This is a genomic window from Salinicola salarius (assembly GCF_002179555.1).
Taxonomy (GTDB): Bacteria; Pseudomonadota; Gammaproteobacteria; order Pseudomonadales; family Halomonadaceae; genus Salinicola; species Salinicola salarius_A.
Map to the genome: position 1 here is coordinate 1 of NZ_NHOU01000021.1, position 12785 is coordinate 12785.

The following is a 12785-nucleotide window of genomic DNA, read 5'->3' on the forward strand; positions in this document are numbered from 1 at the left end:
GATCAGGCAGCGTGACCTGAATAGTTACAAATGAACAAGCTCGACAAGAAACGCGTATCGAAGACGAGCCTGTGCCATGGTCTGGGCGTGGCGCTCTTCATCGCGCTGCTGACCGGCTGCGATGCCCATGGCGAGGCGGAAACCGCCAGTGCGCCGCCGCCTCCGGAAGTCGATGTGGCCACGGTACTGGTGGAGCCGGTCACGCTGCGCGAGACTTTCACCGGCCGCGTAGTGTCACCCCAGACCGTACAGGTCCGGCCACGGGTGAGCGGCTACATCGACGAGGTCGCCTTCGAGGAAGGCGAGCGGGTCGAGTCGGGTGACCTGCTATTCCGTATCGACCCCCGGCCCTACGAGGCTCGCGTCCAGGCCGCCAAGGCATCGTTGGCTCAGGCGCAGAGCCAGCGTCGGCTTACCGAGGTCGAGGCCGGCCGATCCCGCCAGCTGATCCAGAAAAACATGATCTCCCGAGAACAGCACGATCAGCGCCAGGCGGCGGCGCTCAACGCCCGGGCACAGGCAGCGGAAGCCGAGGCCACGCTGAGCAGTGCCGAACTGGATCTGCAATATACGCGTATTACCGCCCCGGTGACCGGGCGCACCGGCCGCGCCATGATCACCCAGGGCAACCTCGCCAGTGCCGACCAGTCGGTGCTGACCACGCTGGTGTCGGTGGATCCCCTGTATGTCTACTTCGACAGCAACGAAGCCGAGGCGCTGAGCGCGCAGACGCTCCTGGCCCAGGGCAAGGCCGCCACGCTGCATATCGGCCTGACCGGCGAGACAGGCTTCCCCCACCAGGGACAGTTGGATTTCGTGGACAACCAGATCAACGCGGATACCGGCACGCTGCGCTATCGCGCAGTTCTATCCAACCCGGATGGCGCCTTCAGGCCCGGCCAGTTCGCGCGCGTGGAGATGCCCGTGGCTCAGCTCGACGAGGCGATGCTGGTGAATCGCAAGGCGGTGCTCGCCAATCAGGATAGGCGTTTCGTCTACGTGGTCGGCGACGACGACACCGTGATGCCCCGTCAGGTGCAGCTCGGCCGTGAAGTGGGTGATCTGGTGGTGGTTCGCGAAGGCCTCCGGGCCGGCGAGCGGGTAATCGTCAACGGCACCCAGAAGGTGTTCGCTCCCGGCATGCCCGTCGCGCCGAACCCGATCGCCATGCGTGAGGCGAGCATGAGCAACGACGTCGCCATCAACCAACCCTAGGCTTTGTACGAAAACTGCCTGTGCTCGGCCATACGGCGTTAAAAATCAGCTCAAAGTACTCATTTACACCCGTAAACTCCGTCTTTTCGCTGATTTTTTGCCTTGCGACCCACAGGGAGGTGGGAAGTGCGTTGGCCCGTAGGGAACGGGCCTAGGGCTGGTCGTCGCTCGCCGACTTTTCGTACACACCCCAGCGCTTCCCGGCGTTTCACTCTCGAAAGCGCCTCTCCCAAGCGCCTCTCCCCCCGGAACGACAAGACGCGGCGGGCATCGTCCCCGCCGCCCAGGAGCCAGTCGTCATGAATTTTTCCCGCTTTTTCGTGGACCGGCCGATCTTCGCGGCGGTGCTCTCCATCGTCATCTTCGCGGTGGGGGCGATTTCCATTCCCAACCTGCCGGTCAGCGAATATCCGGAGGTGGTGCCGCCGTCGGTGCTGGTGCGCACCACCTACCCGGGAGCCAACCCCAAGGAGATCGCGGAAACCGTGGCGACGCCGCTGGAGGAGGCGATCACCGGCGTCGAGGACATGATGTACTTCAAGTCCGTGGCCGGTTCCGATGGCGTCTTGCAGATGACCATCACCTTCCAGCCCGGGACCGATCCCGAACAGGCCACCGTGCGCGTCCAGAACCGGGTCAGCCAGGCGCTGGCGCGTTTGCCGGAAGCGGTGAGGCGGCAGGGTGTGACCACCCAGAAGCAGTCCCCCACCTTTCTGATGGTGGTGCATCTGGTCTCGCCGGATGACAGCTACGACACCCTCTACTTGCGCAACTACGCGCGCCTGCACGTGCGCGACCAGCTGGCGAAGATTTCCGGTGTCGGCGAGGCGCAGCTGTTCGGCGGCGGCGATTACGCCATGCGCGCCTGGCTGGATCCCGACCGCATCGCCTCCCATGGCCTCACCGCCGGCGACGTGGTCGACGCCATGCGCGAACAGAATGTCCAGGTCTCCGCCGGGCAGATCGGCGCCGAGCCGATGCCGGAAAGCGACTTCCTCACCCTGATCAACGCCAAGGGCCGTCTGTCCACCGAGCAGGAATTCGGCAACATCGTGCTCAAGGTCGGCGAGGATGGCGAGATCCTGCGACTCCGTGATGTCGCTCGGCTCGAGATGGGCGCGGGCGACTACACCCTGCGCTCCAGGTTGGATGGCAAGGACGCGGTGGCGATCGGCATCTTCCAGTCGCCCGGTGCCAACGCCCTGCAGATCCGCGACCAGGTGGTCCGGACCATGGACGAACTGGCCACCCAGTTCCCGCCGGGTGTGGAGTATCGCACCGTCTACGACACCACGCTGTTCGTCAGCGACTCGATCCGCTCGGTAATCCAGACGCTGCTGGAGGCGATACTGCTGGTGGTGCTGGTGGTGACGCTGTTCCTGCAGACCTGGCGCGCATCGCTCATTCCGCTGCTGGCGGTGCCGGTCTCGGTGGTGGGTACCTTCTCGGTGCTGTTGCTGCTGGGGTATTCGATCAACACCCTGACGCTGTTCGGGCTGGTGCTCGCCATCGGCATCGTCGTCGACGACGCCATCGTGGTGGTAGAGAACGTGGAGCGCAACATCGGCCAGGGGCTGGCGCCACGTGCCGCCGCGCATCAGGCGATGCGCGAGGTGTCAGGGCCGATCGTCGCCATCGGCCTGGTGCTGTGCGCGGTGTTCGTGCCGATGGCGTTCCTCTCCGGCGTGACCGGCCAGTTCTATCGTCAGTTTGCGGTCACCATCGCCATCTCCACGGTGATCTCCACCATCAACTCGCTGACGCTGTCACCGGCACTGGCCGCCATGCTGCTCAAGCCCCACGACGCGCCCAAGGACCGCCTGACCCGGGTGATAGACTTCCTGTTCGGCTGGCTGTTCCGACCGTTCAACCGTTTCTTCAACGCCAGCTCCAGGCGCTATCAGGGCGTGGTATCGAGCAGCCTGCGCCGTCGCGGCGCGGTGTTCGTGATCTACCTGGTCCTGCTGGGGTCCACCGGTTATCTGTTCCAACTGGTGCCGCCGGGGTTCATTCCGGTGCAGGACAAGATGTACCTGATCGCCGGCGTGAAGCTGCCGGAGGGCGCCTCGCTGGATCGTACCGATGACCTGCTGCGCCAGGTGGTGGATATCGCCATGGAGACCGACGGCGTCGAACATGCGATCTCGTTCCCGGGACTCAACGCGCTGCAGTTCACCAACACCGCCAATACCGGGCTGGCGTTTCTGACCCTGAAGCCGTTCGATCAGCGCACCCGTACCGCGGCGGAGATCAACGCCGAGATCGCCGGCAAGATCAGTGGTCTCAAGGACGGCATCGCGTTCTCGTTCATGCCGCCGCCAATCCTCGGGCTGGGCAATGGCTCCGGCTATCAGCTGTTCATCGAGGACCGCGGCGGGCTCGGCTACGGCCCGCTGCAGGAGACAGTGACCGCCTTCCAGGGCGCGGTGGTGCAGACGCCAGGCATGAGCTATCCGATCACCAGCTATCAGGCCAACGTGCCCCAGCTCGATGCCGAGGTGGACCGACTCAAGGCCAAGACCCAGGGCGTGGCGGTGAGCGATCTGTTCGATACCCTGCAGACCTATCTGGGCTCCACCTATGTCAACGATTTCAACAATTTCGGCCGCACCTGGCAGGTGATCGCCCAGGCCGACGCCCCCTATCGCGACAGCGTCGAGGATATCGCCAGGCTGCGTACCCGCAACGCCCAGGGCGAGATGGTGCCGATCGGCTCGATGATCGATATCCACCAGAGCTTCGGCCCCGATCCGGTGCTGCGCTTCAACGGCTACCCGGCGGCGGACCTGGCCGGCGAAGCCGACCCGCGGGTGCTCTCCTCGCCCCAGGCGATGAGCGTCTTGACCGATATCGGCGCACGGGTACTGCCGGATGGCATCGACTTCGAATGGACCGACCTCAGCTATCAGCAGTCCACCCAGGGCAATGCCGCGCTGGTGGTGTTCCCGCTGGCGGTACTGCTGGTGTTCCTGGTGCTGGCGGCGCTCTACGAAAGCTGGACACTGCCGTTGGCGGTGATCCTGATCGTGCCGATGTGCCTGCTGTCGGCACTCGTCGGCGTCAGAATCTCCGGCGGCGATACCAACGTCTTCGTCCAGGTGGGCCTGGTGGTCCTGATCGGACTGGCCTGCAAGAACGCCATCCTGATCGTCGAATTCGCCCGCGAGCTCGAATTCCAGGGGCGCGGCGTGGTGGAAGCGGCGCTGGAGGCCTGCCGGTTGCGACTGCGCCCGATCATCATGACCTCGATCACCTTCACCGCGGCGGTGATACCGCTGGCGCTGGGTCACGGCGCCGGGGCCGAGGTGCGTCAGGCGCTGGGGATCGCGGTGTTCGCCGGGATGCTTGGTGTGACCCTGTTCGGCCTGTTCCTGACGCCAGTCTTCTACGTCGCGCTGCGCAAGCTGGCCGGCCCGCTCAGCCAGGATCACGGCTCGACGATGGAAGGCGAAGATCATCGGCCGAAAAACGACCCTGCGTGATCGAGGGGCAGGGCCACACCAGCCAACCGTTGGCAAGGAGGGATACGATGCGCCACCCTGCTGTCTACGCCACCGGGAGCCGACATCGTGACCGTTTCTCGCCGACTCTTTTTTGCCCTGTGGCCCGACGACGCCAGTCGCCAGGCACTGGCCGACGAGGCCGAACGCCTGGCGCCACTCTGCGGCGGCTACCCGCTGCCAGCGGAGAACATGCACATCACGCTGGCGTTTCTGGGCAGTGTCGACGCCCCGCGGCTGGAGGCACTCGTCGATCTGACCCGAGCGTGGCCGGCGCTGCAGGGCGAGTGGACGCTGGATCGGCTCGGGCATTTCCCCAAGCCCCGCATCGTCTGGGCCGGCAGCCAGACGCCGAATGACATACTCATGACGCTCAATGCCGAGCTCTGGCAGGCGCTGTCCCGCCACGGCTTCACCGCGCCGCAACGTGAATTCACCCCGCACGTCAGCCTGGTACGCCAGGCCGACCGTGCGGCACCCCAGTCACGGCTGCCCACGTCGATCCGCTGGCGCTTCGATCATCTCGCCCTAGTGGAGTCGCAGCTCGGCAACGGCGGCTCGCGCTATCGGACGCTGGCTGACAACATCGGCTGAGATCATGGCGATGATGGACGCGACTCGCCCTCGACGGCTTCGAGAAACGCCCCGGTATCGCCCTGAAATAGTGGCAGCATGCGGGCCAGCCGCTCGTGGGGCCAGTCCCACCAGGCCAGCGCCTCCAGGCGTGCCACGGTTTCGGGATCCTCGAAGCGTGGGCGCAGCGGGCGAGCGGGGTTGCCGACGACGATGGTGTAGGCGTCAACGTCCTTGGTCACCACGCTACCGGCACCGACGATGGCGCCATTGCCGATGGTGACGCCGGGCAGCACGATGGCACCGTGGCCGATCCAGACATCGTGACCGATCACGACACGATCCTCGGCGCGCCAGTCGAAGATCCGGTCGTCGACGCCCTGGTCGCTGCCGGCGAAGCCGAACTTGCCGGGGCGGTAGCTGAAATGGTGCAGCGTCGGCCGCCACCAGGGGTGATTGCTGGGATTGATGCGCACGCTGGAGGCGATCGACGTGAATCTGCCGATCTCGGTGAACATCAGGTCGCAATCGCGCTCGACATAGCTGTAGTCGCCGAGCGTGACGTGGTTGAAGACGCAGCGGTCGCCCACCTCGGTCCAGGCGCCCAGGCGACTCTCGTGGAGTTTCGCCGTGGGCGCGCTGGTGGGGGCGGCGCTCAAGCGCCGGGAAACGGGCTGTGAAGACATGAATCCCTCTCAGAAAAGAATGTCGCTGCCATCGGCAGCCAACTCCACGCCTTCCGGCAGGGTTCGCGACGTTGCCAGGAAGTCGGCGTCCAGTTCGTGACTGATGTGCGTCAGCCAGGCGCGAGACGGCTGGATTCGCTCGATGATCTCCAGCGCCATGGCGACGTTGTTGTGGTTGCGGGGCGCAATGTAGGAATCCGGATGGGTGGCATCGATCACCACGCCATGCGGCCGCCATTCGGTCAGGAAGCTTTCGGTGGCGCCGGGCAAGCCCACGGTATCGCACAACCAGGCCAGCCGATTGACGCCGTCGGAGAGCGCGTAGCCCAGCGTCGGCTTGCTGTGATTCAGCGGCAGCGGCGTGACCTCGAGCCGGCCCAGCTGCAAGGGCCGAAACGGCTTCAGGCCGGGCTGGAAGTCGAGAATGCCGGGGTTCTTGTGCAAATCGGCACAGCCTTGAGGATCTTTGGGACCGTAGACCGGAATCGATTCGCCCCGGCCCCAGCGCAGATGCAACAGCCCCTGCACATGATCGGCGTGATAGTGGGTCAACAGGATGGCGGCCGGGCGCTGACGCTCGCAGCGGGCGGCCAGATCCATGCGGCCGGCGTCGATCAGAATCAGGTCGCCATCGAGTTCGATCTCGCCGCAACAGGGCTCGCGGCGGTGGCAGCTCAGCAGCCGCGCCCGCTGGCAGGCCAGGCAGTCGCAGCCGAAGCAGGGAACCTGTCCGCTGTCACCGGTACCCGAAAAGCGCAGCTTCACGCCGGACCGTCCGCTACGGGCGTGGCGTCGAGCCAGGCTTCGAGCGCCTTCACGCCATGCGCCAGCTCGCCGCCGTTGTCGATTCGCGCAATATCGCCCAGCGCATCCTCACCGCCGCCGCGCGCCAGCCGCGCCTCGATCTCGGCCGGCGTCTCGCGCCCGCGAGCGATCAGACGCCGGCGCAGCACCTCGACATCCGCCACGACCAGAACCGGCATCAGGGCCGCGCCGAAGCGTCGACGGGCGCGCTCCAGCGCTCGCCGGCTGCCGTTGAGCACCACCGTGTGCCCCGCCGCCAGCCACGCTTCGATCTCGATCCCGACGCCGTAGTCGAGCCCATGCGCGCTCCAAGATAGGCAGAACAGCCCCTGCTCCCGCCGCCAGTGAAATGCCTCGCGGGAGAGTTCGATGCAGTTCTCCGCCCCGCCGCTGGCGCGCGTGATGTAGCGATGCGCCACCAGCGCGTCCGGGCGCCGTCGTGCCAGCTCGCGCAGCAGGCTGTCCTTGCCGACGCCGCTGGCGCCCATGACGTAGATCAGACGCGACATCTCGGACCTCTCGAAAAATACGCCATCAATGGACCTGTCTACCCGCAGACCAAACTCTCTGCACCACCGGATGATCGTCGATCAATCGCACCCGCAACAGATCGGCACGGAGCCCCGGCGCCAGGCGCCCACGATCGGTCAGGCCTACCGCTTCGGCCGGTATGCGTGTCGCGGTGGCGACCGCCCGGGGCAGCGCGTAGCCGTTCTCCATCGCCGCCACCTTGAACACCGCGTCGAGCAGCGCCGCCGGGTAGTAATCCGATGACAGGATATCCAGCACGCCCAGCTCGACCAGATCGGCAGCGGCGATGTTGCCGGAGTGGGAGCCGCCGCGGACGACGTTGGGTGCGCCCATCATCACCGCCATGCCGGCACGGTGGGAGGCCTCCGCCGCTTCGCGGGTGGTGGGGAACTCCGCGACTCGGGTGCCATATTCATGGCTTTCGGCGACGTGCTCGACGGTGGCGTCGTCGTGGCTGGCGATCGCCAGGCCCCGTTCGCGACAGCTGGCCGCGATGGCGCGGCGATGCTCGGCGCTGTAGCGCTGGCTGTTGTCGATCTGGGTCGCCATGAAGGCGTTCATCGCCGCGTCATCGAGCTGGTACTTGCCCTGATAGTAGACGCGATACGCCTCGAGGCTGGCGAACTGGCGCTGGCCGGGGGCGTGATCCATCAGCGAGACCAGGCCCAGCAGCGGTGACGACGACAGCTCGCCGAAGCGCACCAGCGTGTTCGGGTGACTCACCTCACAGCGCAGGTGCAGACGATGATCGACCCGCGCCAGACCGTCGTGAACGATCTGCGACAGGGCATGGCACATCTCGTCCAGTGCCCGGTGGCGCATGCTCTGCTCGTCGACGTCACCGATCGAGACCGCATCGAACACGGTGGTGATGCCGCTGGCCGCCATCTGGGCGTCGTGGGCCAGCGCCGCCTGACGTCCCGGCCATTCGACCTTGGGTCGCGGCTGGAAATACTTTTCCATGTTGTCGGTGTGCAGCTCGACCAGCCCTGGCAGCAGCGTGTCGCCTTCGCAATCGACGGCGCCCCCGGTCTGGCTCGCGCCATGGTCGATGGCGGCGATCCGGCCGTCGCGGATCACCAGCGTGCCGTCGATCACCTCGTCGTCGAGCACCAGCCTGGCGTTGGTCAGTACCTGTTCCTGCGTGCTCATGACAGCGTCTCCTGAGTGTTCTGGGTAACGGAAGCGCGGGCGCCGAGACTATCGTCCAGCGGCAGCAGGCGATCGGCGACGCGCTCGCGCACGTCCTCGTCGTGGAAAATGCCGAGCATCGCCGCGCCGCGGGCCTTGGCCTCGCCGATCAGGGTGATCACCACGTCGCGATTGGTGGCGTCCAGCGACGCGGTGGGTTCGTCGAGCAGCAGCAGCGGATGCTCGCCGATGAAGCCGCGGGCGATGTTGACGCGCTGCTGCTCGCCGCCGGAGAAGGTGCCGGGCGGCAGCTGCCACAGTCGCTCGGGCAGGTTGAGCCGGGCCAGCAGCGTCTCGGCGCGCTGGCGGGCCTCGTTTTCGTCGGCACCACGCGCCAGCAGCGGCTCCATCACCACATCGACGGCGGCGACCCGCGGTACCACGCGCAGAAACTGGCTGACGTAGCCGATCACGTCCCGGCGCAGGCCGTGCCAGGCGTAGGCCGGCAACGTCTCGAGGTCGAGTTCGCCATCCTCGAAATGCAGCCGGATGTGCCCGCGGTCGATGCGATAGTCGCCGTGAAGCATCTTCAGCAGCGTGCTCTTGCCGATACCGCTGCGACCGGCAAGCACCAGGCATTCGCCGGCGTCGAGGGTCAGCGAGAGATCGCGCATCACGTCGATCTCGAGCCCGCCCTGGCCGTGCAGCAGGAACCGTTTGTGCAGCCCATCCACCGTGAGGCGAGGTCGGGCGCGTTTCGGGGAAGCGCTAGTCTCGGAAAGCATCGGAATTCCTCCCTCAAGGTGTCAGCACGGATGAAACCAGCAGCTGCGTATACGCGTGCTGCGGATCGTCGAGGATCTGGTCGGTAAGGCCGGCCTCGACCACCTGGCCGCGGCGCATCACCATCAGGCGGTGAGCGAGCAGGCGCGCCACGGCGAGGTCGTGGGTGACCAGCACCACCGAAAGGCCCAGTTGGCGTACCAGCGTGCGCAGCATGTCGAGCAGGCGCGCCTGCACCGAGACGTCGAGCCCGCCGGTGGGCTCGTCCATGAACACAAGACGCGGCCGGGTGACCAGGGTGCGGGCGATCTGCAGGCGCTGCTGCATGCCGCCGGAGAAGGTGCGCGGGGCGTCGTCGATACGACCGGGGTCGAGCTCGACCTGGCGCATCCACTCCTGGCCGGTGGCACGCAACTGACCGTAGTGGCGCTGGCCCTGGGCCATCAGCCGCTCGCCGATATTGGCCCCGGCGGAAACGCCCATCCGCAGGCCATCGCGGGGGTTCTGGTGCACCAGCCCCCATTCGAGACGCAGCAGTGCTCGACGCCGTGCCTCGCCGATGGCGTAGAGATCGAGCTCGGCCTCATCCCTCTCCAACTCTCCCTTATCCAGCACGTCTTCTCCGGCGCCGGCTCGAGCGGCTTCGGACTCGTGAATAGCCCTTCGATAGACCACGCGTCCCGCATCGGGCGCTTCCATCCCGGCGAGCACGCGCAACAGCGTCGACTTGCCGGAGCCGGATTCGCCGACGATGCCCAGCACCTCGCCGGCATGCAGTTGAAAATCGATCGCCTCGCAGCCCTTGCCGGGACCGTAGAGGCGGGTGATGTCCTGAACGTCCAGCAGGACCGGGCGCTCCAGTGCCGGCTTCTTCATGCCACCTCTCCCCGTCGCGTCTGGCAGTAGTCGGTATCGGAGCAGACGAACATCCGCCCGCCCTTGTCATCGGTGATCACTTCGTCGAGATAGCTGTGATCGCTGCCGCACAGCGCACAGGTGTGCTCCCAGCTCTGGACCTCGAACGGATGGTCCTCGAAGTCGAGGCTCTCGACCCGGGTGTAGGGCGGGATCGCGTAAAGCCGCTTCTCGCGACCGGCGCCGAACAGCATCAGCGCCGGGTTGCCGTCGAGCTTGGGGTTGTCGAACTTGGGGATCGGCGACGGGTCCATCACGTAGCGCCCGTCCACCTTGACCGGGTAGGCGTAGGTGGTGGCGATATGGCCGTAGCGGGCGATGTCCTCGTAGAGCTTGACGTGCATCACGCCGTACTCCTCCAGCGCGTGCATCAGCCGCGTCTCCTGCTCGCTGGGCTCGATGAAGCGCAGCGGCTCGGGAATCGGCACCTGGAACACCAGGATCTGGCCGCTTCGCAGCGGCGTCTCGGGAATCCGGTGGCGGGTCTGGATGACGTCCGCCGCGGTGGTGGCGGTGGTGGTCTCGACGCCGGCCACGCGCTGGAAGAAGTGGCGGATACTGACCGCATTGGTGGTGTCGTCGGCACCCTGGTCGATCACCTTGAGAATGTCGTAGGCACCGAGAATGCTCGCGGTGAGCTGCACACCGCCGGTGCCCCAGCCGTAGGGCATCGGCATCTCGCGTCCGCCGAACGGTACCTGATAGCCGGGAATCGCCACCCCCTTGAGCAGCGCGCGGCGGATCATCCTTTTGGTTTGTTCGTCCAAATACGCGAAGTTATAACCGTCCACGTTAGCGCTCCTCCTGCTGGGGGCTGGCGGTGTCGCGGGTGCCGTCGAGTTCAGCCTGGCGTGCGGCATGCTCGCGTCGCAGACGGCGCAGCAGATCGAGCTCGGACTGGAAGTCGACGTAGTGCGGCAGTTTCAGGTGCGAGACGAAGCCGGAGGCGTCGACGCTGTCGGCGTGGGCCAGCACGAACTCCGCCTGCTGGGCGGGGCCGATGATCGGCTCGCCCAGCTCCTCGGCGCGCAGGGCGCGATCGACCAGCGCCATCGCCATGGTCTTGCGCTCGTTGTGGCCGAAGGCGAGGCCGTAACCGCGCGTGAACTGCGGTGCGGCCTCGCGCGAGCCGCCGAACTGGTTGATCATCTGGCACTCGCTCAACGCGATCTCGCCGACGCAGATCGTCTCGTCCCACTCGTCGACGTGGATCTCGACCTCCACCTGACCCAGGCGAATCTCGCCGGCAAACGGGTGGTTGCGGCCGTAGCCGCGCTGGGTGGAGTACCCCAGCGCCAGCAGGTAGCCCTCGTCGCCGCGGGCCAGCATCTGCAGCCGGGCGGCACGGTCCATCGGGTAATCGGGCGGATCGCGGGTGATGTCCGCAGGCTCACTGCCGTCGTCGATCTCCTGCTCCACCAGGCCTTCGTCGTTGAGCAGCTCCAGAATCTGCGGGCACGCCTCGGCTTCGGTAACCTCTTCGCGAATCTCGGCGGCCGGCACCTCGGCACCGGCCAGCTGCAGGAAGTCGAGCAGGCGGTGGGTGTAGTCGTAGGTCGGCCCCAGAATCTGGCCGCCGGGGATGTCCTTGTAGGTGGCGCTGATGCGGCGCTCGATGCGCATGCTGGCGGTGTCGAGCGGCTCGCTGACCGCCAGTCGCGGCAGCGTGGTGCGATAGGCGCGCAGCAGGAACACGGCTTCGGTGAGATCGCCGCTGGCCTGCTTGAATGCGAGCGCGGCGAGTTCGGGATCGTAGAGCGAGGCTTCGCTCATCACCCGGTCGACGGCCAGCCGCAGCTGGTCACCGACCTGGGCGACCTCCAGTTCCGGGCGATCGCGATCGCCGCGGCGGCGGTCGGCCAGCCAGCGATGGGCGTTGGCAATCGCCTGCTCGCCTCCCTTGACGGCTACGTACATCAGTTCGTCTCCTGAGAATCGGCGCGAGCCTCGACACTCGCAATTCGGGTGCTGCGGGGAATCGCCGCCAGCTGCGCGCCGCAGCCGAAGATGGCGTCCAGCCCCTGCGGAAAGCTGGCACGGTTGCCGGCCAGGCGAGTCATCAGTGCCCGGCAGCCGGCGCCGTCACCGATATCGAGCACCCGCGACTCGGCGATGCCGGGGCCGCTGAGCCGCCAGCCGTGGTCTGCGTCGTCGGCACCGTTCGAATCGTTTTCCAGCCGCTCGACGGCGACCAGCAGCGTGGTACCGCGATCGGGATAGGTGTCGCTGCCCACCGCGAAAGGTGTCTGCGGATCGAAGGACTCGTGGGTCAGCAGCGCGAAATCGGCACTCGCCGGGTCATCGGTGATTCGCGCGCCGGTGTGGAAGGTCAGCGCCTCGCGCAGGGCCGGCGAGTCGAGGTCGGCGGCGATCCAGACGCGTGTCTCGAGGTCGCAAAGCGTCAGCACCACGCCCCACAGTGCGGCGCCCAGCGCGTCACTCGGCGCCACCTGGGGCGGTGCCGGCAGTGCCAGCGTGGTCAGCGTGCCCGGCTCGGAAAGCGCGCCGAGAATCTGGCGAAACAGACGCTGACTGTCGTGGGCGGGGTCGGCCAGCCCAGGCCAGACGAGATCCCTCGTCGTTTCCGTCTTTACCGTCATTGCTTTGTCCATCGTCACTTCCTCCATCGTCATTCGCCCGTGCTCAC

12 protein-coding genes are annotated in these 12785 nt (G+C 66.5%); 3 read left to right on the forward strand and 9 right to left on the reverse strand.

What is annotated here, in order from left to right; genetic code table 11:
• The first annotated feature begins 30 nt into the window (after positions 1-30).
• The 3 genes from CCD76_RS14250 to thpR all read left to right on the forward strand — a co-directional run bounded on the left by CCD76_RS14250 (position 31) and on the right by thpR (position 5309).
• Positions 31-1215 carry an efflux RND transporter periplasmic adaptor subunit gene (locus CCD76_RS14250; RefSeq protein ID WP_087720115.1) on the forward strand — a complete coding sequence of 395 codons (1185 nt, stop codon included), beginning with the start codon at positions 31-33 and terminating at the stop codon, positions 1213-1215.
• A gap of 299 nt (positions 1216-1514) precedes the next feature.
• Entirely contained in the window at positions 1515-4697 is a 3183-nt protein-coding gene (locus tag CCD76_RS14255) for an efflux RND transporter permease subunit (RefSeq protein ID WP_087720116.1), read from the forward strand.
• Positions 4698-4784: 87 nt separating this feature from the next.
• Positions 4785-5309, forward strand: coding sequence for an RNA 2',3'-cyclic phosphodiesterase (gene thpR / locus CCD76_RS14260; RefSeq protein ID WP_179208935.1), 525 nt, complete (start codon positions 4785-4787; stop codon positions 5307-5309).
• Between the two features lie 2 nt (positions 5310-5311).
• On the opposite strand, the gene CCD76_RS14265 is transcribed toward thpR, so the two are convergent.
• Genes CCD76_RS14265 through phnH form a run of 9 tightly spaced genes read right to left on the reverse strand, consistent with a single transcriptional unit; the run spans position 5312 to position 12738 of the window.
• A complete protein-coding gene (locus CCD76_RS14265) occupies positions 5312-5974 on the reverse strand; it encodes a DapH/DapD/GlmU-related protein (protein WP_087720118.1) in 663 nt (220 codons plus the stop codon).
• Positions 5975-5983: 9 nt separating this feature from the next.
• Entirely contained in the window at positions 5984-6739 is a 756-nt protein-coding gene (gene phnP, locus CCD76_RS14270; protein WP_087720119.1) for a phosphonate metabolism protein PhnP, read from the reverse strand.
• Entirely contained in the window at positions 6736-7287 is a 552-nt protein-coding gene (phnN, locus tag CCD76_RS14275; protein WP_087720120.1) for a ribose 1,5-bisphosphokinase, read from the reverse strand. The genes phnP and phnN overlap by 4 nt, the downstream gene beginning before the upstream one ends.
• Positions 7288-7312: 25 nt before the next feature.
• The gene (locus CCD76_RS14280) at positions 7313-8461 is read right to left on the reverse strand and encodes an alpha-D-ribose 1-methylphosphonate 5-triphosphate diphosphatase (protein ID WP_087720121.1); all 1149 of its coding nucleotides are present in this window, start codon (positions 8459-8461) and stop codon (positions 7313-7315) included.
• A complete protein-coding gene (gene phnL / locus CCD76_RS14285; RefSeq protein ID WP_071230459.1) occupies positions 8458-9225 on the reverse strand; it encodes a phosphonate C-P lyase system protein PhnL in 768 nt (255 codons plus the stop codon). The genes CCD76_RS14280 and phnL overlap by 4 nt, the downstream gene beginning before the upstream one ends.
• A gap of 13 nt (positions 9226-9238) precedes the next feature.
• Positions 9239-10099 carry a phosphonate C-P lyase system protein PhnK gene (locus CCD76_RS14290; RefSeq protein WP_071230460.1) on the reverse strand — a complete coding sequence of 287 codons (861 nt, stop codon included), beginning with the start codon at positions 10097-10099 and terminating at the stop codon, positions 9239-9241.
• Positions 10096-10929, reverse strand: a complete 834-nt coding sequence (locus CCD76_RS14295) for an alpha-D-ribose 1-methylphosphonate 5-phosphate C-P-lyase PhnJ (protein ID WP_071230461.1) — start codon at positions 10927-10929, stop codon at positions 10096-10098. Before CCD76_RS14295 ends, CCD76_RS14290 begins: the two co-directional genes overlap by 4 nt.
• Position 10930: 1 nt before the next feature.
• Positions 10931-12055, reverse strand: a complete 1125-nt coding sequence (locus tag CCD76_RS14300) for a carbon-phosphorus lyase complex subunit PhnI (RefSeq protein WP_071230462.1) — start codon at positions 12053-12055, stop codon at positions 10931-10933.
• On the reverse strand, positions 12055-12738 hold the full coding sequence (gene phnH / locus CCD76_RS14305; protein ID WP_071230527.1) for a phosphonate C-P lyase system protein PhnH: 684 nt from the start codon (positions 12736-12738) through the stop codon (positions 12055-12057). The genes CCD76_RS14300 and phnH overlap by 1 nt, the downstream gene beginning before the upstream one ends.
• Positions 12739-12785 lie beyond the last annotated feature (47 nt).

Excerpts from the sequence above, each read along its gene's own strand:
- CCD76_RS14250 (WP_087720115.1), top strand. The coding sequence starts at position 31 with ATGAACAAGCTCGACAAGAAACGCGTATCGAAGACGAGCCTGTGCCAT.
- CCD76_RS14280 (WP_087720121.1), bottom strand. The coding sequence starts at position 8,461 with ATGAGCACGCAGGAACAGGTACTGACCAACGCCAGGCTGGTGCTCGAC.
- phnH (WP_071230527.1), bottom strand. The coding sequence starts at position 12,738 with ATGACGGTAAAGACGGAAACGACGAGGGATCTCGTCTGGCCTGGGCTG.
- phnL (WP_071230459.1), bottom strand. The coding sequence starts at position 9,225 with ATGCTTTCCGAGACTAGCGCTTCCCCGAAACGCGCCCGACCTCGCCTC.
- CCD76_RS14290 (WP_071230460.1), bottom strand. The coding sequence starts at position 10,099 with ATGAAGAAGCCGGCACTGGAGCGCCCGGTCCTGCTGGACGTTCAGGAC.
- CCD76_RS14255 (WP_087720116.1), top strand. The coding sequence starts at position 1,515 with ATGAATTTTTCCCGCTTTTTCGTGGACCGGCCGATCTTCGCGGCGGTG.
- CCD76_RS14265 (WP_087720118.1), bottom strand. The coding sequence starts at position 5,974 with ATGTCTTCACAGCCCGTTTCCCGGCGCTTGAGCGCCGCCCCCACCAGC.
- CCD76_RS14300 (WP_071230462.1), bottom strand. The coding sequence starts at position 12,055 with ATGTACGTAGCCGTCAAGGGAGGCGAGCAGGCGATTGCCAACGCCCAT.
- phnN (WP_087720120.1), bottom strand. The coding sequence starts at position 7,287 with ATGTCGCGTCTGATCTACGTCATGGGCGCCAGCGGCGTCGGCAAGGAC.